This window comes from Rhizobium sp. WW22 (assembly GCF_047041135.1).
Lineage (GTDB): Bacteria > Pseudomonadota > Alphaproteobacteria > Rhizobiales > Rhizobiaceae > Rhizobium.
On the sequence record NZ_CP178198.1, the window covers coordinates 3,353,642 to 3,375,605 of the forward strand.

Annotated in this window: 13 protein-coding genes and 1 pseudogene; 9 read left to right on the plus strand and 5 right to left on the minus strand. The window is 61.1% G+C overall.

Translation table 11 applies throughout. The features are described from left to right. Positions 1 to 43: 43 nt before the first annotated feature. On the plus strand, positions 44 to 2,002 hold the full coding sequence (gene acs / locus ACK83U_RS16355) for an acetate--CoA ligase (protein WP_112606918.1): 1,959 nt from the start codon (positions 44 to 46) through the stop codon (positions 2,000 to 2,002). Positions 2,003 to 2,201: 199 nt separating this feature from the next. Here acs and ACK83U_RS16360 read toward each other — a convergent pair whose 3' ends face one another. Continuing rightward, positions 2,202 to 2,429: a DUF1674 domain-containing protein gene (locus tag ACK83U_RS16360; protein ID WP_112338663.1), complete on the minus strand. Its 228-nt coding sequence runs from the start codon at positions 2,427 to 2,429 to the stop codon at positions 2,202 to 2,204. A gap of 108 nt (positions 2,430 to 2,537) precedes the next feature. Between ACK83U_RS16360 and htpX the strand changes: the two genes are divergently transcribed. From htpX to purH, 4 genes are all read left to right on the plus strand, one after another. Next, entirely contained in the window at positions 2,538 to 3,536 is a 999-nt protein-coding gene (gene htpX / locus ACK83U_RS16365) for a zinc metalloprotease HtpX (protein WP_112606920.1), read from the plus strand. After that, on the plus strand, positions 3,533 to 4,942 hold the full coding sequence (locus tag ACK83U_RS16370) for an RsmB/NOP family class I SAM-dependent RNA methyltransferase (protein WP_112606922.1): 1,410 nt from the start codon (positions 3,533 to 3,535) through the stop codon (positions 4,940 to 4,942). Before htpX ends, ACK83U_RS16370 begins: the two co-directional genes overlap by 4 nt. A gap of 92 nt (positions 4,943 to 5,034) precedes the next feature. Next, positions 5,035 to 6,738, plus strand: a complete 1,704-nt coding sequence (locus ACK83U_RS16375) for a heparinase II/III family protein (RefSeq protein WP_112606924.1) — start codon at positions 5,035 to 5,037, stop codon at positions 6,736 to 6,738. A 96-nt stretch (positions 6,739 to 6,834) separates the two neighbouring features. Continuing rightward, positions 6,835 to 8,451 carry a bifunctional phosphoribosylaminoimidazolecarboxamide formyltransferase/IMP cyclohydrolase gene (purH, locus tag ACK83U_RS16380; RefSeq protein WP_112606926.1) on the plus strand — a complete coding sequence of 539 codons (1,617 nt, stop codon included), beginning with the start codon at positions 6,835 to 6,837 and terminating at the stop codon, positions 8,449 to 8,451. Between the two features lie 66 nt (positions 8,452 to 8,517). Here the strand turns inward: purH and ACK83U_RS16385 are convergent, their stop codons facing one another. Together ACK83U_RS16385 and ACK83U_RS16390 are read right to left on the minus strand one after the other, a co-directional pair. Further along, entirely contained in the window at positions 8,518 to 9,906 is a 1,389-nt protein-coding gene (locus ACK83U_RS16385) for an MFS transporter (RefSeq protein ID WP_112606928.1), read from the minus strand. A gap of 49 nt (positions 9,907 to 9,955) precedes the next feature. Continuing rightward, complete coding sequence (locus ACK83U_RS16390; RefSeq protein ID WP_112606930.1) at positions 9,956 to 14,746, minus strand: NAD-glutamate dehydrogenase; 4,791 nt, start codon at positions 14,744 to 14,746, stop codon at positions 9,956 to 9,958. Positions 14,747 to 15,039: 293 nt separating this feature from the next. On the opposite strand from ACK83U_RS16390, the gene pdxY reads away from it, so the two are divergent. Then, the gene (gene pdxY / locus ACK83U_RS16395; protein WP_112606932.1) at positions 15,040 to 15,915 is read left to right on the plus strand and encodes a pyridoxal kinase PdxY; all 876 of its coding nucleotides are present in this window, start codon (positions 15,040 to 15,042) and stop codon (positions 15,913 to 15,915) included. Between the two features lie 19 nt (positions 15,916 to 15,934). Here the strand turns inward: pdxY and ACK83U_RS16400 are convergent, their stop codons facing one another. Further along, positions 15,935 to 16,594 carry a YggS family pyridoxal phosphate-dependent enzyme gene (locus ACK83U_RS16400; protein ID WP_112606934.1) on the minus strand — a complete coding sequence of 220 codons (660 nt, stop codon included), beginning with the start codon at positions 16,592 to 16,594 and terminating at the stop codon, positions 15,935 to 15,937. A 199-nt stretch (positions 16,595 to 16,793) separates the two neighbouring features. Here ACK83U_RS16400 and leuS point away from each other — a divergent pair, with 199 nt between their 5' ends. The 3 genes and pseudogenes from leuS to holA all read left to right on the plus strand — a co-directional run bounded on the left by leuS (position 16,794) and on the right by holA (position 20,985). After that, positions 16,794 to 19,424, plus strand: a complete 2,631-nt coding sequence (gene leuS, locus ACK83U_RS16405) for a leucine--tRNA ligase (protein ID WP_112606936.1) — start codon at positions 16,794 to 16,796, stop codon at positions 19,422 to 19,424. Beyond that, entirely contained in the window at positions 19,414 to 19,935 is a 522-nt protein-coding gene (lptE, locus tag ACK83U_RS16410) for an LPS assembly lipoprotein LptE (protein ID WP_112606938.1), read from the plus strand. The genes leuS and lptE overlap by 11 nt, the downstream gene beginning before the upstream one ends. 13 nt (positions 19,936 to 19,948) lie before the next feature. Further along, positions 19,949 to 20,985, plus strand: a pseudogene (gene holA / locus ACK83U_RS16415) (DNA polymerase III subunit delta). An 86-nt stretch (positions 20,986 to 21,071) separates the two neighbouring features. On the opposite strand, the gene ACK83U_RS16420 reads toward holA, so the two are convergent. Then, complete coding sequence (locus tag ACK83U_RS16420) at positions 21,072 to 21,956, minus strand: ParB/RepB/Spo0J family partition protein (protein WP_112338614.1); 885 nt, start codon at positions 21,954 to 21,956, stop codon at positions 21,072 to 21,074. Positions 21,957 to 21,964: the final 8 nt, after the last annotated feature.

The following is a 21,964-nucleotide window of genomic DNA, read 5'->3' on the forward strand; positions in this document are numbered from 1 at the left end:
TCACAACGACAAATCGGAGTGCAAGGGAGTTGAGGAGGAAGTGATGTCGGAGAAGGTTCATCCTGTGACGAAGGCGGCCAAGGCGCATGCTTTGATCGACAAGGCGAAGTACCAGAAATGGTATGAGCAGAGTGTTCAGGATCCCGACAAGTTCTGGGGCAAGCACGGCAAGCGGATCGACTGGTTCAAGCCTTTCACCAAGGTGAAGAACACGTCGTTCACCGGCAAGGTCTCGATCAAATGGTTCGAGGATGGCGTCACCAACGTCTCTTATAATTGCATCGACCGCCATCTGAAGAAGCACGGCGATCGCGTCGCCTTCATCTGGGAAGGCGACAATCCCTATATCGACAAGAAGATCACCTATAACGAGCTTTACGACCGAGTCTGCCGGCTGGCGAATGTGCTCAAAAAACACGGCGTCAAAAAGGGCGACCGCGTCACCATCTACATGCCGATGATCCCGGAAGCCGCCTATGCGATGCTCGCCTGCGCCCGCATCGGCGCGGTGCATTCGGTCGTCTTCGGCGGCTTCTCGCCGGAAGCGCTTGCCGGCCGCATCGTCGACTGCGCCTCGAGCGTCGTCATCACCTGCGATGAAGGTGTGCGTGGCGGAAAATCGATCCCGCTCAAGGAAAACACCGATAAGGCCGTTCAGATCGCCGCGAAGCAAGAGGTCGCGGTCAAGACCGTAATCGCCGTGCGCCGCACCGGCGGCAAGGTCGGCTGGGAGCCCGGCCGCGATGTCTGGTATCACGAGGAAATCGCCAAGGCGAAGGCGGATTGCCCGCCGGCGAAGATGAAGGCGGAAGATCCGCTCTTCATTCTCTACACCTCCGGCTCAACCGGTAAGCCGAAGGGTGTGCTGCACACGACGGCCGGCTATCTCGTCTATGCGGCGATGACGCATGAATATGTATTCGACTATCACCCCGGCGATATCTACTGGTGCACGGCCGATGTCGGCTGGGTGACCGGCCACTCCTATATCGTCTATGGGCCCCTTGCGAACGCCGCGACCTCGCTGATGTTCGAAGGCGTGCCGAACTACCCGGACCAGGGCCGCTTCTGGGATGTCATCGACAAGCATAAGGTCAATATCTTCTACACCGCGCCGACAGCGATCCGCTCGCTGATGGGCGCCGGCGATCATTTCGTCAAGCGCGCCTCGCGCTCCAGCCTGCGTATCCTTGGCACGGTCGGCGAGCCCATCAATCCGGAAGCCTGGGAATGGTATTACAAGGTAGTCGGCGACAGCCGCTGCCCGATCGTCGATACCTGGTGGCAGACGGAAACCGGCGGCCACATGATCACGCCGCTTCCGGGCGCAACCGACCTGAAGGCGGGCTCCGCCACCTTGCCCTTCTTCGGCGTGCAGCCTGAGCTGGTCGACAATGAAGGCAATGTGCTGGAAGGGGCGGCCGACGGCAATCTCGTCATCGCCGACAGCTGGCCCGGCCAGATGCGCACCGTCTATGGCGACCATGAGCGCTTCATCCAGACCTACTTCTCCACCTACAAGGGCAAGTATTTCACCGGCGACGGCTGCCGCCGAGACGAGGACGGCTATTACTGGATCACCGGCCGCGTCGATGATGTGCTCAACGTCTCTGGCCACCGCCTCGGCACGGCCGAAGTGGAATCGGCGCTGGTGTCGCACAAACATGTCTCGGAAGCCGCCGTCGTCGGCTATCCGCATTCCATCAAAGGCCAGGGCATTTATTGCTATGTGACACTGATGGTCGGGATGGAAGGCACCGAAGCGCTGCGGCAGGAGCTGGTAAAGCATGTGCGCACCGAAATCGGCCCGATCGCCTCGCCGGACAAGATCCAGTTCACGCCCGGTCTGCCGAAAACCCGCTCCGGCAAAATCATGCGCCGCATCCTGCGCAAGATCGCCGAGGACGATTTCGGCGCGCTTGGCGATACCTCGACGCTCGCCGATCCGGCTGTCGTCGATGATCTGATCGCCAACAGGCAGAACAAGCCGGACGCGGCGTAAGTCGAGCCTTCGCTCTATCCCGCCCCCAAGCGGGCGGGATAGCAAAACCAGCATTTAGCCGGAAGGCTAAGTGCTAGATTTTTGCAAGAGAGGGGGTAGGCAGGGACGCTATGACTTTCGTAGCTATCTCGGCCAGAAACGACCCACGCTCTTGCGATCGCCGGCCCACTTCAGGCACGGTAATTACCCAAGCGAGATCTCAAAAATCAATCGCTCGGCCGTTGATCTCCCAATCGCCGAAGCGGGCGGGGTCGGCGCCGCCGCGGCCGCCGATTTCGGGGGGAAGTTCGGCCTGTGCTTGAGCTTCCTGCGCCTTGCGGCGTTCCTCAGCTTCGGCGAGCGCTCGCTTGGCCGCAGGCGAGAGCGGCTTGCGCGTGATTTCACCGGTTTCGGTGTCGAGTTTATTGTCGTTATCGGCTGTCTGCATGATCTGATCGGTCCGGAACCGTTGAATTAGGCGGAGGAATAGCCAAATCATAGTGCGTCCGGCCGCAAAGAAAAAGGTTCGGACGCCAGATGTGTTGGAGACCTTTCGATGAATCTCATGCGTACCGCGATGCTGCTTGCCTTCATGACCGCCCTGTTCATGGGCGTCGGCTATCTGATCGGCGGTCAATCGGGCATGCTGATCGCATTGGTCGTCGCTGCCGGCATGAATTTCTTTTCCTACTGGAATTCCGACCGGATGGTGCTCTCCACCTATGGTGCGCAGGAGGTGGATGAGCGCAGCGCGCCGGAATTCTACCGCATCGTCCGCGATCTCGCCCACAATGCCGGCCTGCCGATGCCGAAAGTCTATCTCTATGACAGTCCGCAGCCGAATGCGTTTGCCACGGGCCGCAATCCGGAAAATGCCGCCGTTGCCGCCTCCACTGGCCTGCTGCACGCGCTGACGCCGGAGGAAGTGGCCGGCGTGATGGCCCACGAACTTGCCCACGTCCAGAACCGCGACACGCTGACCATGACGATCACCGCGACCCTTGCCGGCGCCATCTCAATGCTTGGCAATTTCGCTTTCTTCTTCGGCGGCCGTCGCGACAACAACAATCCGCTCGGCATGGTCGGCGTTCTCGTCGCCATGATCGTCGCTCCGCTGGCTGCCATGCTGGTGCAGATGGCGATCAGCCGTACGCGCGAATATTCGGCCGACCACCGCGGCGCCGAAATCTGCGGCAATCCGCTCTGGCTCGCCTCCGCCCTCGGCAAGATCGCCCGCGGTGCGGCGCATATTCCGAACGAAGAGGCCGAAGGCCATCCGGCAACTGCCCATATGTTCATCATCAATCCGCTCTCCGGCGAGCGCATGGACAACCTGTTTTCCACCCACCCGAACACGGAAAACCGCATCGCCGCGCTGCATGATATGGCCCGTTACGGCGGCGGTGGCGCCTCGCCGATGACGCCGTCTTCTGGCCCATCTTCCGGCTTTGGCTCGACGGGACCGTCCTTCACTGCTAATCCGGGGCGCAAATCGCGCTCCGTACCGAATACGGGTCGCGGTGGTTCGCAACCGCCGAAGGGTCCCTGGTCTTGAGTTCTGACACGAAAAACAACGCTTCCAACAGAGACGGAAAACGATCGGGCAAGCCGCCGCAGTCAACGCGACAGTCTGATACGTCTCCGCCGAAGCCGGGCCTTGCGGCCCGCGCGGCTGCGTCGAAGATCCTGGGAGCCGTGCTCGACCGCAAAACCTCGCTCGACGGCATGCTGGATGTCGAAGGCGGCAGCGCCGCCTATACGACGCTCAGCGATGGCGACCGGGCTTTGGTGCGAGCCATTTTGAATAGCGCGTTGCGCCACCTGCCGCGCATCGAGGCGGCGATATCGTCGCTGCTCGATTCGCCGCTGCCGGAAGGCGCCCGCGCGCTGCATCATGTGCTCGTCGTCGGCGCGACGCAGATCCTCTATCTTGACGTGCCGGATCATTCCGCCGTCGATCTTGCCGTTGAGCAGGCCAACCGCGATCCCCGCAACCGCCGCTTCGCCAAACTGGTCAACGCGATCCTCCGCCGCATTGGCCGCGAGAAGCAGAAGATTCTCGAGCACGTTGCGAAGGTACCGGCTATGCCGGCCTGGTTCCTTTCCCGCCTGGAAGCTGCCTATGGCGGCCCTGCGGCGCTCAGGATCTCCGACACGCAGCTCGAGCCGGCGGCGATCGACCTCACGGTCAAATCCGATCCTGAGGGCTGGGCAAAACGCCTGAATGGCGTAGTGCTGCCGACCGGGGGGGTAAGGCTTGCCGCGTTCGAAGGGTCCATTCCCTCGCTGGAGGGTTTCGATGACGGCGAGTGGTGGGTTCAGGATGCTGCCGCCAGCATTCCGGCAAAGCTCTTCGGTTCGCTGGTCGGCAAGCGCGTGGTGGATCTCTGTGCAGCGCCCGGCGGCAAGACGGCGCAGCTCATTCTCGCCGGCGCCAAGGTGACGGCTCTCGATCAATCCGCCAATCGCCTGAAGAGACTGTCCGGCAATCTGACGCGCCTAGGCTTCGAGGCCGAAACCGTCGTTGCCGATATGAGCAAATACCAGCCCGAAGAGCTTTTCGACGCCGCTCTGCTCGACGCTCCCTGCTCCTCGACAGGAACGACGCGCCGCCATCCGGACGTGCTCTGGACCAAGGGGCCGGAGGATATCGCCAAGCTCGCCGCTCTGCAGGAGCGCCTGCTTCGCCATGCCCTGACATTGGTCAAGCCGGGCGGCGTGGTGGTGTTTTCCAACTGCTCGCTCGATCCCGAAGAGGGTGAGGATCTGGTCGCGCGTCTGCTGGCAGACACGCAGAATGTCGAACGTGTTCCGGTCGCAGCGGGCGATTGGCCGGGTCTGGAAGCGGCGATATCGCCACTTGGCGCCTTCCGCACCACGCCGGACATGCTGCCGCTTTCCGATGGCTTTGCTTCCGGTCTCGATGGCTTCTTTGCCGTCGTGCTTCGCCGCACCTATTAATCTCCGCCTCGAATCGTTTTTACCGGGCGGTTAAAAAACGGGCGAATATGTCCCTAATTGATATATTTGTAACCTCTTTTTAACCACGGCCAATGAGAGTAAGCAGAAGCACATATGCAGTTCTGCGGCAGGGTTTTGTGAGTTCATATATGCGGGAAGCATGGCGGCGGATGTCCCGCCGCGCGGCGTTGACGCGATTGCGTCTCACCCGCCACACGATGCGTGTGCCGGAACGCCTGATCGTGGCACCCACCGATCTGCGCAGCGTCGATCCCTTTTTCGTCGAAGAACTTCTGAACGGCCGCATCCTGCTGGCTGGACGGGTTCTGGAAACGCAGGGTGAATCGCCTTTTTCACTCGAATTGCCATCGCTGGCCTTTGCCGCTCGACTGCACAATTTTCGCTGGCTGCGGCATTTGCGAGCGGAAAAGAGCGATCAGGCCTCAGCCGCGGCGCGATCGATCCTCACCGACTGGATTGCCGTTCACGGCCGCCGGCTGCATGGCCTTGCCTGGTCGCCCGATATAGCGGCGCAGCGCCTGATCGCGCTTCTGTCGCATTCGCCCGTGCTTCTGCAGGGCACGGATAGCGGTTTTTACCGCCGTTTCATGCGCATGCTGGTTTTCCACGTGCGCTTTCTGCGCCGGACCGTTGCGTCGTCACCGGATGGCATCACCCGGTTTCGTGTGCGCATCGCGCTTGCCATGGCCTCGGTCGCCATGCCGAGCAGTTCGCTGACGCTGAAGCGGGCGGGGCAGGCGCTCGACCGGGAGATAGACCGGCAAATCCTACAGGATGGGGGCCACATTTCCCGCAATCCGCGCGCATCGCTGGAGCTGCTGCTCGATCTGCTGCCGCTGCGCCAGACCTATGTCAATCTTGGCCACGACGTACCGGTGCGGTTGATCCCTGGCATCGATCGCATGTATCCGGCACTGCGCTTCTTCCGCCACCAGGATGGCGATCTGGCCCTGTTCAACGGCGCGACATCGACGCTCGCCAACGAGCTAATGTCGGTGCTGCGCTATGACGAGACGGCCGGTCAGGCCTTCAAGGCGCTGCCGCATACCAGATATCACCGGCTGGCGGCCGGTTCGGCCGTTGTCATCATCGATGCAGGGGCTGCAGCTTCAACGGATCTCAGCCGCACTGCGCATGCCGGCTGTCTCTCCTTCGAGATGTCGTCGGGCAAGACGCGCTTCATCATCAATTCCGGCGCGCCCGAATTCGCAGGCGATCGCTTCATGCAGGCGGCGCGGGCAACCGCGGCGCATTCCACCGTCACGCTCAATGACACCTCCTCCTGCCAGTTTTCCAAATCGAAATCGCTTGGGCCAATCATGGTCAGCGGCATCAAGAAGGTCATCGTCGAGCGGGCCGAGACCGAAGACGGGCGTGACTATGTGCGCGCCGCGCATGATGGCTATGTCTCCACCTTCGGCTATGTCCATGAGCGGGAAATCAGCCTCAATGCCAGCGGCACGATCGTCGCCGGCCGCGATCGCTTCTTCGTGCCCGAGGGCAAGAAGAACAAGCCGAAGGGTCAGGGCATTGCTTCGGCCCGCTTCCATATCCACCCTTCCATCAGCCTTTTGCAGACGGAAACGGATTCCGCGCTGCTGATCGCGCCGGACGGAGAAACCTGGGTCTTCTCCTCGCCCGGCAATGAGGTGCTTGTGGCGGAGGATATCTTCTTTGCCGATCCCTCGGGTATGCGCTCTTCCGATCAGCTCGAGATCGTCTTCCGGATCACGGAAAAGCCGGAAATCCGCTGGTTTTTATCGCATCGGCCATAGGCTAAGCGCGTGAGCTATGCTAACGGGGCGGCATTATCCGTCCCGCGCCCTTTTTGCCGGACGCCACATCTCCCTATGCTAGACAGGAGAAAGCCCATGGCCGTCGTTTCCAAGAAAATTCCCGCTCCCGACAAGGTGAAGGTGAAAACCGCGCTTCTGTCCGTTTTCGACAAGACTGGCATCGTCGAGTTGGCGCGTGCGCTCAGCGAACAGGGCGTGCGCCTGCTATCGACCGGCGGCACGCACAAGGCGATTGCTGCGGCTGGCCTTGCTGTGACCGACGTGTCGGAAGTGACGAATTTTCCGGAGATCATGGACGGTCGCGTCAAGACGCTGCATCCGAAGGTGCATGGCGGCCTGCTCGCCATCCGTGACGATGCCGAGCATCAGGCTGCGATGAAGGAGCACGGTATCGAGGGCATCGATCTTGCCGTCATCAACCTCTATCCCTTCGAGGACGTGCGCAAGGCTGGCGGCGACTATCCGACGACGGTGGAGAATATCGATATTGGCGGCCCGGCGATGATCCGTGCTTCGGCCAAGAACCATGCCTATGTGACGACGCTCACCGATCCCGCCGATTATGCCGAACTGCTCACGCAGCTTTCCGCCGATGCAGGCCAGACGACCTATGATTTCCGCAAGCGCATGGCCGCCAAAGCCTTTGCCCGCACCGCTGCCTATGACGCGATGATCTCCAACTGGTTTGCCGAAGCGCTCGATATCGCCACGCCACGCCATCGCGTCATCGGCGGGGTTCTGCGCGAGGAAATGCGCTATGGCGAAAACCCGCACCAGAAGGCGGCGTTCTACCTGACCGGCGAAAACCGCCCCGGCGTTTCCACGGCGACGCTCATCCAGGGCAAGCAGCTTTCCTACAACAATATCAACGATACAGACGCCGCCTATGAACTCGTTGCCGAGTTCCTGCCGGAAAATGGTCCGGCCTGCGCAATCATCAAGCATGCTAACCCTTGCGGCGTTGCCACCGGCCCGAGCCTTGTCGAAGCCTACAAGCGCGCGCTCGCCTGCGATTCAACCTCTGCCTTCGGCGGCATCATCGCACTGAACACCCTGCTCGACGCCGCAACGGCGGAAGAGATCGTCAAGCTCTTCACCGAGGTCATCATTGCGCCTGACGTCACCGAGGAAGCCAAGGCGATCATCGCCCGCAAGCCGAATCTCCGCCTCCTCTCGGTCGGCGCCCTGCCCGATCCGCGCGCAGCTGGCCTTACCGCCAAGACCGTCTCGGGCGGCCTGCTCGTGCAGAACCGCGACAACGCGCTGGTCGAGGATATGGAGCTCAAGGTTGTCACCAAGCGCGCGCCGACGGCGCAGGAGCTGGAAGACATGAAGTTCGCCTTCCGCGTCGCCAAGCACGTGAAGTCGAACGCCGTTGTTTACGCCAAGGACGGCCAGACGGCCGGCATCGGCGCGGGGCAGATGAGCCGTGTCGATTCCGCCCGCATCGCTGCCATCAAGGCAGAAGAAGCCGCCAAGGCCATGGGGCTCGCCGAGCCGCTGACGCGCGGCTCCGCCGTCGCTTCCGAAGCCTTCCTGCCTTTTGCCGACGGCCTGCTCTCGGCGATCGCGGCGGGTGCTACGGCCGTCATCCAGCCCGGCGGCTCGATGCGCGACCAGGAAGTGATCGACGCGGCCAACGAGCACAATGTCGCAATGGTCTTCACCGGCGTGCGCCATTTCCGCCATTGATCGGCGGATATACCACATTGAAAAATTGTATATCCCGGCTGGTTTACCAGCCGGGATTTTCTTTGACTACTTCGCCTTATCAGCCGGATAGGGCGTTGGCAGCAGAAGCAGCAATCCGCCGGCGAGAAAGATGACGAGCGTCGCCATGCCGAGGCGGGCCGAACCGCTCCAATAGGTCACCAGCGAGAAGAACAGGGTTGCCATGAAGCTGGTGGCGCGGCCGGAGAGTGCGTAGATGCCGAAATAGCGGCCGGCCTCCGAGAGGCTGACGCTGCGGGCGAGATAGGAGCGCGAGGAAGCCTGCACGGGGCCGAAGGCGATGCCGATCAGCAGGCCGTAGCCGATATAGGCCTTTTCCGCCGCGGTGCCGAACAGGCCGCCGGAGCTGACGGTGGAGAGAGGCACAAGACCGAAGAGCGTGAAGCCGGGGCCTGTGGAGATGATGCCGAAGGTGGCGACCAGCAGCAGCGTCAGACTGATGACGACGGTCGTTTTCGAGCCCAGCCAGCGGTCGACATACCCGGCGGCAAAGCAGCCGAATATGGCGATGATATTGAGGATGATGCCGTAGATGCCGATTTCAATCGTCGCCCAGCCGAACATGCCGGCCGCAAAGGTGCCGCCGAGGATAAGCAAGCCGTTGACGCCATCCTGATAGATCATGCGGGCAACAAGGAAGAGACTGATGCCGCGCCGCCGCTTCAGCTCGCCCAAGGTCGCTGATAGCTCACGCAGGCCCGAGCGAACGGCGGCGCGAAGCGGCAGGCCACGGGCGGCGTCGGGCGTGAAGAAGAACATCGGCAGAATGAAGATGAAATACCACACGGCCGAGATCGGCCCGGTGATGCGGGCATCCTCGCCGAGCGTGGCATCAAGCCCGAAGAGCGGCGTCAGGCCGAGAATGGTCTTCCCGGTCTGCGGATTACCGGCGAGCAGGGTCACGACGGTGATCAGCACGATCATGCCGCCGAGATAGCCGAGCCCCCAGGCGGCGTTCGACAGCCTGCCGACATCGTCCTTGCCGACCAGCCGTGGCATCATCGAATCGTTGAAGACAATGGAGAATTCGGCCGAGATCGAAGCGAGGATCATGAAGATCACGGGATAGATGACGGGCGACCCGGGGGCTGCGCCCCAGAGGCAGAAGAGACTTGCGATCTTGATGATGGCGAAGAAGGCGATCCAGGGCTTGCGGGCGCCGGATTGATCGGCAATCGAGCCGAGAACCGGCGAGAGGATGGCGATGATTACCGAGGAGATCGTCGCCATATTGCTCCATGTCGTCTGGGCGGAAACGGGATCGGCGGTCAGTCGCGCGACGAAATAGGGGCCAAAGATGAAGGTGGTGACGACGGTGAAGAAGGGCTGAGCCGCCCAGTCGAAGAACATCCAGCCCCAGATGCCACGTGCCGGCACTTTTGCCGGCACGTCATTGCTAACTTCGGTTGCCACCAGATCCTGCCCCTGATTCCGTTACCGCATCAAGCGGTCGGGGCGGACTGTGTCACCTTGCCCGGCCGTTCGCAAGATCGCTAAGCAGGCCGGCGGCGACGGTGATGCGGGCGAGGTTTGGATCGCCGCTTTCGCTGAGGCCGCCGAGCTCCTCGGCGATGCGATTGATGCGGATACGGTCTTCCGCATGCCATGCCTGAACCGGCTGCTTGTCCTTCGGATGGTTGGACAATGCGGAGATGACGATATCTCGGCGGGCGCCGGCGATCTGATCGAGGCTGCGTGCCAAGGCGAGGCTCTCATAGTGATCGCCTGTCACGATCCGGCTGCCGGCCAGCAACAGGCGGCCGACGCGGAAGGTTTGAGAGACGGTGAAGTAGCTTTCAGCCGCCCGGTTCAACGTGTCGCCGGTGCGCTCGGCGATCTGCATGATCTCAGGCACGAGGACGAGCGCATAGATCGTCGCGATCTCCGAAGCGAGCTTCTCCGGCAGGCCGGCAGCCTGATATTCCGCTTCGCGCGCGGCGATCTCCGCGGCGAAATCCGCCGGAATATGCGTCAGGAAGACAGGTCGCAGTTTCTTCAAAGCTGCGCGAAGCCGGCTAACGGTTTCCTCGATTTCACCCTTGGCGGCCCCGGTCTTCAACAGGAGCCGCGTCAGCACGGTATAGACTTCGGTGATCTCACCATAGACGCGGTTCTGCATCTGGCCGCCGACCTTACCATCAAGCGCATCCGTCTCGTTCCAGACCCGGTCGAGGTCGAAGCCGTCGCGAGCGATGACGGCGGCTTTCACCACCTCGGCAGCCGATGCCGCCGTCGCATCCATCATGCTGACCGCAAAGCCTGGTCCGCCGCGATTGATCGCTTCGTTGGCAAGCGCCGTGCCGATGATTTCGCGGCGCAGGCGATGGCTTTCGATATCGGTGGCGTTCGAACGCTGCATCTTGGCCGGAAAATAGCGGCTGAGCGTGGCGGCGAAATAGGGGTCGTCGGGCAAGGTGCTGGCGACAATCGCGTCGAAGAGAACGATCTTGGCGTAGGAGAGCAGCACGCCGATTTCAGCGCGGGTCAACGGACGTCCGTTGGCATAACGCTCGGCGAAGGTCTGGTCGTCGGGCAGGGTCTCGACCTTGCGGTTGAGCTGCTTGGCCGCTTCCAGCACGCTCATGAAGCGGCTGAGTTCCAGGCCGTTGCCGGTGCCCTTGCGCTCGGTCAGCGAGATCGCCAGGGATTGCAGATAGTTGTTACGCAGGACGAGCGAAGCCACCTCGTCGGTCATGGAGGCAAGCAGCGTATCGCGCTTGGCGCGGGTCAGCCGGCCGTCATGCATTGCGTTGGCAAGCGCTATCTTGATGTTGACCTCGACGTCGGAAGTGTTAACGCCGGCGGAGTTGTCGATGGCGTCGGAGTTGCAGCGCCCGCCCTTCAGGCCATAGGCGATGCGGCCCTTCTGCGTAACACCGAGATTGGCGCCCTCGCCGATGACCCTGGCGCGGACTTCCTCAGCCGTAATGCGGATCGGATCGTTGGCGCGGTCGCCGACTTCCGAATCAGTTTCGGACGGCGCCTTGACGTAAGTGCCGATGCCGCCGAACCACAGGAGGTCGACAGGTGCCTTGAGGATCGCCGTCATGATCTCGAAGGGGGTTGCGACCGACTTGTCGATGCCAATGGCTGCGACCGCCTCCGGCGTCAGCGTGACCGATTTTGCCGATCGGGAAATGATCATCGCGCCCTTCGACAGAACGGACTTGTCGAAGTCCTGCCAGCTCGAGCGCGGCAGATCGAACAGGCGTTGCCGCTCGGCGAGCGTCTTGTCCATGTCCGGATCGGGATCGATGAAGATGTCACGATGGTCGAAAGCGGCAAGCAGGCGGATCTTCGGAGAGAGCAGCATGCCGTTGCCGAAGACATCACCGGACATGTCGCCGACGCCGACGACGTTGAAAGGCGTCGTCTGGATGTCGATGTCCATCTCGCGGAAGTGGCGCTTCACGGTTTCCCAGGCGCCGCGGGCGGTGATGCCCATCTTCTTGTGGTCGTAGCCGGCCGAGCCGCCTGACGCAAAGGCATCGTCGAGCCAGAAGCCGGCTTCCTGCGCCAGGGCATTGGCGGTGTCGGAGAAGGTGGCCGTGCCCTTGTCGGCGGCGACGACGAAATAGGGGTCGTCGCCATCGAGCCGGACCGTATCGGCCGGCGGGATAATATCGGCGCCGGAAATGTTGTCCGTGATCGACAGCAGCGTGCGGATATAGGTCTTGTAAGCTTCGCGGCCGGCATTGAAGATCTCGTCGCGGCTGCCGCTGACCGGGAGCTTCTTCGGATAGAAGCCGCCCTTGGCGCCAACAGGCACGATGACGGCGTTCTTGACCTGCTGCGCCTTCACGAGGCCCAACACTTCAGTGCGATAGTCTTCAGCGCGATCCGACCAGCGCAGGCCGCCGCGCGCCACCTTGCCGAAGCGCAGGTGCACGCCTTCCACCTCGACGCCGTAGACGAAGATTTCACGGAAGGGCCGGGGTTCGGGCAGGCCGTCGAGCAGCTTCGGATCGAGCTTGAAGGCAAGCATGGCCTTAGGCGTGCCGTCCGCATTTTTCTGGAAGTAACTGGTGCGCAGTGTCGCGTCGATGGCGTTGACGTAACGGCGCAGGATGCGGTCGTCATCGAGACTCGGTACGTCGGCAAGCTTGGTTTCGATGGCAGCATGCAGTTCCGGGAGCCTCTTCGTGCGGCTCTTGTCGCTGAGCTTTGGATCGAGCGTGTCGTGAAACAGGCGGAAGAGCGAGGCGGCGATCCCGGGATATTTATCCAGGGTAGAGGCGATATAATCCTGCGAATAGGCAATACCGGCCTGGCGCAGATAGCGAGAATAGGCGCGCAACACGTTGGTTTCGCGAGCGGAGAGATCGGCGGAGACGATCAGCCGGTTGAAAGCGTCATTGTCGATCGTGCCGCCGAAGGCGGCGAGGAAGGCTTCTTCAAGGGCAGCGCCGTGGCGAGCGAGATCGATCGTCATGCCGCTGCGGGTTTCGAGTTCCATGTCGTGGAGGACGACATGGCCGGTCGAGCCGTCTTTGGCCGTGACGTAGATATCGAAGGTGCGCTCGCTGATAACGTTGAAACCGAGATTTTCGAGCAGCGGCACGCGGCGCGACAGCGCCAGGTTGCCGTCGCCATGGAAGATCTTCAGCGAGAGAATGTCACCCGCTTCATCCTTGCGGATATAGAAGGCGATGCGGATCGGCTCGGTGCTGGCCGTGGCAATGATATCAGGCAGATCGGCAAAGGCGTCTTCCGGCGAGAAGGCTTCCTGGAAGGCCTGGCTGACGGAAATGTTCGGCGCCTTTGGACCTGCCAGCGTGGCAAAGCGTTCGTCCCAGCGGGCTGTTATGGCGCGAATCGCTTCTTCGAGCTTGGCTTGCGGAACATGCGGCGTCTTTCCGGCGCTGCGGCCGATAATGAAATGCACGCGCGCCACTCCGCCTTCCGGGAAGGCGGGGTAATAGGCGGACACGCGGCCGTCATAGACGGTCTTCAGATAATTGCCGATCTTTTCACGAACGACGGAATCATATTCCTCGCGCGGGACATAGACGATGACGGAGACGAAGCGGTCGAAATGATCGATGCGCGGCAAAACGCGTACGCGCGGCCGATCGGTCAGGTCGTTGATCTGCTCGGCGAAGCTTGCCAGCAACAAGGTGTCGATCTGGAAGAGATCGTCGCGGGGATAGGATTCCAGCGTGTTTTCGAGCGTGCGACCCGAGTGGCTTGTGGGATCGAAGCCGAAGTGATCCTTGACCTTCTGCACCTTCGAGCGCAGCAACGGCACTTCGGTGGCAGCGCTCGTATACGCCGTCGATGTGAAGAGGCCGACGATGCGCAGCTCGCCAGTGACATTGCCATCAGCATCGAAACGCTTGACGCCGACATAATCCATATAGGCACGGCGGTGGACGATCGACTTGACGTTGGCCTTGGTGACGATCAGGAAATCCGGGCCGTCGAGGAAGGCGAGGATTTCCGGCGTCGTGGTGACGGCGTCCTTGCCCTGCCGGAGAACGCGAACATCCGGATTGGAGAGAATGCCAAGGCCGGTACCGCGATCCCGCTCGACCTTGGCGTTGGCGCCCTTGCCGGAATAGACATATTCGCGCATGCCGAGAAAGGTGAAATTGCCGTCGCGTAGCCAGGCAAGGAAGGCAAGCGCTTCATCGCGGTCATTCTTGCGGCGGCCGGCAGCCTCATAGGTTGATAGTTCCGATATCACGGTATCGAGGCGCGACAGCATCGGCTTCCAGTCGGAAACGGCAAGATGCGTCTGATCGAGCACGGTCTGGATCCGCTTGGTCAGATCGGTCGACTGCGCTGTCGTCAGGGGCGAGAGATGAAGCTGGATATGGCTGACCCGATGGGCCGGATCGCTCGGGCGATCGGCGGAATAAAGGCTCGGCTCCTTACCCTTCTCGATGACCAGGATCGGATGAACCGCCATATAGAGATCGCGATAGCTGCTGGTCACTTCGCCCATGATCGATTCATAAAGGAAGGGCATATTGTGGTCGGTGATCGAAAGGATCGAGACGGCAACGCCATCGGGTTCGATACCGCCGACCTGCTCGATGCTGACGCGGGGGGACGTGGCGCTCCAGGCTTCGAGTTCCTTGGCCGCATGCGCCGCGGCAAGTGCCAGCATCTCCGGGCTGTAAAGCTCGATGTCGTCATTGCTCGCCCGGCCAAACAGGATTTCGGGATCGAGATGTGCCTCGCCTGTCGCCGCCGCAATCTTGCGTGCCGCCTCGATCTGTTTTTCCCGTTTCGGATTGGTCTTGGGCGCCATGAAATTCCTCCCGATTTTCGAATTTGGACGACAGTAGCAGAAGGTCTAGCGAAAAAACTGGCAAAAAGAATGCGAATTTGATTCGTTTCGGACTGATTTTGGTCGGTTTTTTCAAAAAACTTGCCGAAAACGGCGATGTTGATGAAAAACAGGCTTCATCGGCGAGAAATTGGCGGAATCGACCCGTCAACAGAGGTTTTCATGACTCTGTGAAGGGCGGTTGACAGAGTGCCGCGAAAGGGATCATCAACTTGCGCCGTTGCAGTTTGAAGCCCTGAACTGAAAGCACAATCATGTCGCAAGTGTCGGCCGGCGCCGTTATCGTCATTTCCAGTCATGTCGTTCGAGGGTCCGTTGGCAATCGCGCTGCAGTCTTTGCTCTGGAAACACTCGGCCATCCGGTCTGGGCGCTGCCGACCATCGTTCTGCCATGGCACCCTGGCCATGGCCGCTCGACGCGGCTAACCTTCAACGAAGCCGATTTCGACCATGCGATTGACGATCTTATCGCCGCACCCTGGCTTTCCGAGGTCAAGGCCGTCCTATCGGGCTACTTCGGCAACGCCGCCCAGGCGTATGCCGTCGCCCGGCTGGTGACGGCTCTGCGGGAGAAAAACCCGGATATTCTCTATGCCTGTGATCCCGTCATCGGCGATGCCGGCGGGCTCTATGTGCCGCAGGCGACGGCGGAAGCGATCCGCGACCACCTGATCCCGCTGGCGTCACTCGCAACGCCGAACCGCTATGAGCTTGCCTGGCTGGCGGGAGCGCCGCTCGAGGATAACAACGCCATCATGGAGGCGGCGCTCGCGCTTGGACCGTCGCGCATGCTGGTGACGTCCGCCGTTCCGATGATGGCCGGTGGTATCGGGAACCTCTATCTCAGCGGCCGAAACGCACTGCTTGCCGAGCATCGCAGCGTCGAAGGCGCACCGAATGGGCTCGGCGATCTCCTGTCTGCCGTCTTCCTGTCGCGCCTGCTTTCGGGGATGGATGAGGAGCGGGCATTGCAGCTGACGACGGCCAGCGTCTTCGAGGTGCTGGCACGAGCCGTCAAGCGCGGCAGCAACGAGCTGACGCTGGCTGTCGATTCCGCAAGCCTATCGACACCGATGGCGATGGTGCAGCTACGCCACCTCGTCCATCCTGCACAACGCAGGAAAAAGTAACGGCCAGAGCTTTTTTAACCTATCGCGCGCCGAAAATCGCCGAGCCGACGCGAACACTGGTCGCGCCGAAGGCAACCGCGATTTCATAATCGCTCGACATGCCCATCGAGAGCTTTTCGACGCCGGCCTGCTTGGCGAGCTTTGCAAGCAGGGCAAAATGCGGCCCCGGATTTTCGTCGGCGGGCGGGATGCACATCAGGCCGTCTATGGAAAGCCCGAGCTCCTTACGGCAGAGATCGACGAAACTGGCCGTATCGTCGGGCGCGATACCCGCCTTTTGCGGCTCTAACCCGGTATTGACCTGCACGTAGAGCCGAATGGCCTTGCCCTGTCGCTTGATTTCATCGGCAATGGCCCGCGCGATCTTTTCCCGGTCAATGGTTTCGATCACGTCGAACAGCGCCACGGCGTCTGCGGCCTTGTTCGATTGCAGCGGCCCGATTAGATGCAGTTCAATCCCGGGCGTTTCGGTCTTCAGCTCCGGCCACTTCCCCTGGCTCTCCTGCACGCGGTTTTCGCCAAACACCCGCTGGCCGGCCGAAATCGCCGGGCGGATCTGATCGGCATCGAAGGTCTTGGAAACGGCAACGAGCTGCACAGAGCCGGCAGCTCGGCCGGCCTGACGCTCGGCAGCCGCGATATGGGAACGGACTTCGTCCAAGCGCTCTTGAAGTTCCATCTTCTCGCCTCGATATTTGGCTTGCTTCTCAAACTTTGCAGTAATGAGGCTCGCAGGCTTTGCCAAGGGCGAATGCGACCGAATCCGGCTTTGCATTGCAAGATAAGGCACTTGCTGCGGCTGCTAAACTTGACGCTTGGGTGGTTTCGTGGTGAAGGTCACGCCTTACTCCCCATGATTTTCCGGAATACAAGAACAGATGACTAGCGAACGTTATAATCCGCGCGATGCCGAGCCCCGCTGGCAGGAAAAATGGAACGAAGAGAAGGTCTTCGTGACAGACAATGCCGATCCGCGTGAGAAATATTACGTCCTAGAGATGTTTCCCTATCCGTCGGGCCGCATCCATATGGGCCATGTGCGTAACTACGCCATGGGCGATGTCGTTGCCCGCTACAAGCGCGCCCGCGGCTATAACGTGCTGCATCCGATGGGCTGGGACGCCTTCGGCATGCCGGCGGAAAACGCCGCACGCGACAATAAAGTGCATCCGAAGGAATGGACCTACCAGAACATCGCCTCCATGCGCACCCAGCTGAAGGCCATGGGGCTGTCGCTCGACTGGAGCCGCGAGTTCGCGACCTGCGACGTCGATTATTATCACCGTCAGCAGATGCTCTTCATCGACATGATGGAGAAGGGCCTGGTCTACCGCAAGAAGTCCAAGGTCAACTGGGACCCGGTTGACAATACCGTTCTCGCCAATGAGCAGGTCATCGACGGCCGCGGCTGGCGCTCGGGCGCTCTGGTCGAGCAGCGCGAGCTGACGCAGTGGTTTTTCAAGATCACAGAGTTCAGCCAGGAACTGCTGGATGCTCTGGATACGCTCGACCATTGGCCGGAAAAAGTGCGGCTGATGCAGAAGAACTGGATCGGCCGCTCCGAGGGCCTGACGGTTCGCTGGGAAATCGTGGCCGAAACAGCTCCCAACAGCGATCGCGAGATCACCGTTTACACCACCCGTCCCGATACGCTGTTCGGCGCCTCCTTCCTGGCGATCTCGGCCGACCATCCGCTCGCCAAGGAAGCGGCTGCCAAGGATCCGGCCATCGAGGCTTTCTGTGAGGAATGCCGCCGCGCCGGCACCTCGCTGGCAGCACTCGAAACCGCCGAGAAGAAGGGCATGGACACGGGCATCCGCGTCCACCATCCCTTTGACGCATCCTGGGAGCTGCCGGTCTACATCGCCAATTTCGTGCTGATGGATTATGGCACGGGCGCAATCTTCGGCTGCCCATCCGGCGACCAGCGCGACCTGGATTTCGCCCGCAAGTACGGCCTGCCGGTCGTTCCCGTCGTCATGCCCGTTGATGGCGATGCAGCGAGCTTTGCCGTCGGCGACGTCGCCTATGACGGCGATGGCGTGATGATCAATTCGCGCTTCCTTGACGGCATGAGCACCGAGGAAGCCTTCCAGACGGTGGCGACGAAGCTCTCTGAGACGAGCCTCGGCAACACGCCACAGGCTGAGCGCAAGGTGAATTTCCGCCTGCGCGATTGGGGCATCTCCCGTCAGCGTTACTGGGGCTGCCCGATCCCGGTCATCCATTGCGATGACTGCGGCGTGCTGCCGGTGCCGAAGAAGGATCTGCCGGTCAAGCTGCCCGACGACGTGACTTTCGACCAGCCGGGCAATCCGCTCGACCGGCACGCCAGCTGGCGGCATGTCGCCTGCCCGCAATGCGGCAAGGATGCCCGCCGTGAAACCGATACGATGGATACTTTCGTCGATTCGAGCTGGTATTACGCCCGCTTCACCGCTCCCTGGGAAAATCAGCCGACGGATCCGAAGGCCGCCAATCACTGGCTGCCTGTCGACCAGTATATCGGCGGTATCGAACACGCGATCCTGCACCTGCTCTATTCGCGCTTCTTTACCCGCGCCATGCGCGAAACCGGCCATCTTGACGTGAAGGAGCCTTTCAAGGGCTTGTTCACGCAAGGCATGGTCGTGCACGAAACCTATAGCCGCGGCAGCGGCCTGACGCGCGAATGGGTGTCGCCGGCCGATATCAGGATCGAGGAAGTCGACGGCCAGCGCCGCGCCACACTGCTGTCATCAGGTGAAGACATCGCCATCGGTTCGATCGAGAAGATGTCGAAATCGAAGAAGAACGTCGTCGACCCCGACGATATCATCGCCTCCTATGGCGCTGATACGGCACGCTTCTTCGTGCTCTCCGATTCGCCGCCCGATCGCGATGTCATCTGGTCGGAAGCCGGCGTCGAAGGCGCACATCGTTTCACCCAGCGCATGTGGCGCCTGGTCTCCGAAGCCGCCGATGTCCTGAAGGCGGTCGAACCTGCGCCGGCTAAGGAAGGCGAAGCCCTGGCGATTTCGCAGATCGCCCACCGCACGTTGAAGGCGGTTCAGGGCGATTACGACAAGCTCGCCTTCAACAAGGCCGTGGCGCGCATTTATGAATTCGTCAATGCGCTGGCGGCACCGCTCGGCAAGGTCGCAGCCGGTCAGGCCGATAGCGCCTATCGCTCTGCCGTTCGCGAAGCCGTGGAAATTCTGATTGCGCTGGTCGCGCCAATCACGCCGCATCTGGCCGAGGAATGCTCCGCTGCGCTTGGCAACGTCAACATGGTCGCAACCAGCCCATGGCCCGTTTATGACGAGGCGCTCGTGATCGAGAACGAGATCGTTTATCCCGTTCAGATCAACGGCAAGAAGCGCGCCGAATTGACAATCGCGCGCGATGCAGATCAGAATGCCGTGCAACAGGCCGTGCTCGCCCTGGACGCCGTTACAAGCGCATTGAATGGTCAGGCGCCAAAGAAGATCATCGTCGTTCCACAGAGGATCGTAAACATTGTCGTCTGATAGACTTTTCAAATTCGCCCGCATGGCCGGCGTTGCCTCTCTGGTGGCCGTTGCCGGCCTCTTGTCTGCATGTCAGGTTCGGCCGCTCTATGCCGTCAGCACGGGCGTTACGCAGAAGCTGTCGGAAGTTTCCTTCTCTGATGTCAACACGCGCGTGGGCCTCCAGGTGCGCAACCAGCTGATCTTCATCGCCGGGCGCGGTGCAGGGGAGACCAAGACGCCGAAATACAGTGTCGACCTGAGCGTCAGCTCCGGCACCGGCGGCGTGCTTTATCTGCCGTCTTCGAGTACGTCGGCCGCAGGCCGCACGACTGTGACCGCCTCCTTCACATTGAAGGAGATCAGCACCGGCAAGGTCATCAAGTCCGGTAGCCGTGCGGTAACTTCGCTGGTCGACTTCCCGACGCAGGAATTTGCCAAGCAGCGCGCAATCCGTGATTCGGAAGACCGTGCCGCCCGCGAAGTCGCCGAGATGGTAGCAGCCGACATCGGCGCTGCGCTCAGCCGCTGATAGAGAGCGCGGCATGGCAGAAATCAAGTCTCATGAATTTGACGGATTCCTGCAAAATGCCGCGCGCAATTACCGGATCTTCGTGATCTATGGTCCGGATCGCGGTCTCGTTTCCGAACGCGCCGCGCAGATTGCCGGCAAGACGGGCGTCGATCTCAAAGACGCATTTTCCCTCATAAAGCTTGACGTCGGCGACCTGCAGAATGACGCTGGCCGCCTGCTTGACGAAGTCAACGCGATCGGCCTGTTCGGCGGCGAAAAGCTCGTCTGGATTCGCGGCGCCGCCAATGAGAAGGCGCTGGTCGATGCGCTGCAGATCATCGCGGACAATCCGCCCGATGCCAGTTTTGTCATCGTCGAGGCTGGCGATCTCAAGAAGGGATCGGGATTGCGCAAGGTGGCAGAGCCGGCTCGAGCTGTCGCGACCATTCCCTGCTATGCCGATGACGCAAGAGCCCTCAACAATCTGATCGACACCGAATTGGCAAATGAAGGCCTGCGCATCTCATCTGCTGCCCGCCAGGCGCTGCTCGAACTTCTCGGTGGCGACCGCATCGCCTCGCGCAACGAAGTGCGCAAGCTCGCGCTTTACTGCCGCGGGAGGGGACGATCGAAGAAGAGCACGTGATTGAAATTATTGGCGATGCCAGCGCCATTTCCACCGACGATGCCGTTGATGCTATTCTAAAAGGGGATTCCGGCGCCTTTCTGCATGCCATGCAGAAAATCGCCTCGTCCAAAACGCCGATGTTTCTCGTACTGCAAGGCTGTCTGAGGCAGTTTCAGATGCTTGACACGATGCGGGCCGAGATGGATGAAAAGCGCCTCGCACCCGCTCAGGTCATGCAGACGCATGGGCGCCATCTCCATTTCAGACGAAAGCCCGTGATCGAGCAGGCGCTGAAAAGCTGGAACGCTCCCGCCATTGCCCGCGAGATGAACAGGCTGCAAATGGCCATTCTGCAGACACGTCAGCGCGCCAGCCTCGAAGATACGATCGCAACGCAAACGCTGCTTGCGACCACTCTCCAATCAGCCCGCAAGGGCTGATGTTTCACGGGAATCAAACGCGCGAAAAGCTCGGAAAAAGCCAGAGATCTCCGCTAATATATTGTTCTTATTGCATTTTCTTTATGTTACCGGCGCTCCAGCAGCCGGCAGATTTCCTCGAGCTGCTCTAGCGTCTTATAGCTGATCTTCACCTGCCCGCCATTGCCGCGGTGATTGATCGAGACATCCAGCCCGAGCGTGTCCGACAGTGTGCGCTCGAGCGCCAGCGTATCGGAATCCTTTTCATCCCTGCGCGCGCCGGCGGGGCGGGGGTCATTCTGAGCCTTAATGTCGTTCTGCGCGAGACGCTCGGCGTCGCGAACCGACATGCCCTTTGAAACAACTGTTCTCGCAAGCCCTGTCGGATCGGAGGTTGAAACCAGGGCGCGGGCGTGGCCGGCGGAAAGCGAACCCGCGGCAAGCATATCACGCACCGGGTCGGGGAGCTTCAACAAACGCAGAGAGTTGGCGACATGGCTGCGGCTCTTGCCGATGATTTCGCCGAGATCGTTTTGCGTATAGCCGTGTTCGGCAATCAGCTGCTCGTAACCCAGCGCCTCTTCCAGGGGATTGAGATCAGCTCGCTGCACATTCTCGACAATGGCGATCTCAAGCGCTGTCTTGTCATCGACATCGCGAACGATCACTGGAATTTCGATCAGACCGGCAAGCTGCGCCGCCCGCCAGCGCCGTTCACCGGCAATGATCTCATAGCGATCAACCGAGGTGGTGCGAACTACGACCGGCTGTACGATGCCATGTTGGCGAATGGAGCTGGCAAGATCATGCAACTCGGTCTCGTCGAAATAGCGGCGAGGATTGCGCGGGTTGCGGCTGATGAATTCGATCGGGACCAAGCGATCGGGATTAACTGCCGGGCGGCTTGCATCTACGGGCGTCGGCTGATCCATCTCCCCGATGAGAGCCGCCAGTCCGCGCCCAAGGCGCCGCTTCGAAAGATCATCATTCATTGCCGATA

What these genes read in the sequence shown, in the direction of transcription:
- acs (WP_112606918.1), top strand. Translation starts at nt 44, where the DNA reads ATGTCGGAGAAGGTTCATCCTGTGACGAAGGCGGCCAAGGCGCATGCT.
- ACK83U_RS16360 (WP_112338663.1), bottom strand. Translation starts at nt 2,429, where the DNA reads ATGCAGACAGCCGATAACGACAATAAACTCGACACCGAAACCGGTGAA.
- htpX (WP_112606920.1), top strand. Translation starts at nt 2,538, where the DNA reads ATGAATCTCATGCGTACCGCGATGCTGCTTGCCTTCATGACCGCCCTG.
- ACK83U_RS16375 (WP_112606924.1), top strand. Translation starts at nt 5,035, where the DNA reads ATGAGAGTAAGCAGAAGCACATATGCAGTTCTGCGGCAGGGTTTTGTG.
- purH (WP_112606926.1), top strand. Translation starts at nt 6,835, where the DNA reads ATGGCCGTCGTTTCCAAGAAAATTCCCGCTCCCGACAAGGTGAAGGTG.
- ACK83U_RS16390 (WP_112606930.1), bottom strand. Translation starts at nt 14,746, where the DNA reads ATGGCGCCCAAGACCAATCCGAAACGGGAAAAACAGATCGAGGCGGCA.
- pdxY (WP_112606932.1), top strand. Translation starts at nt 15,040, where the DNA reads ATGTCGCAAGTGTCGGCCGGCGCCGTTATCGTCATTTCCAGTCATGTC.
- ACK83U_RS16400 (WP_112606934.1), bottom strand. Translation starts at nt 16,594, where the DNA reads ATGGAACTTCAAGAGCGCTTGGACGAAGTCCGTTCCCATATCGCGGCT.
- leuS (WP_112606936.1), top strand. Translation starts at nt 16,794, where the DNA reads ATGACTAGCGAACGTTATAATCCGCGCGATGCCGAGCCCCGCTGGCAG.
- ACK83U_RS16420 (WP_112338614.1), bottom strand. Translation starts at nt 21,956, where the DNA reads ATGAATGATGATCTTTCGAAGCGGCGCCTTGGGCGCGGACTGGCGGCT.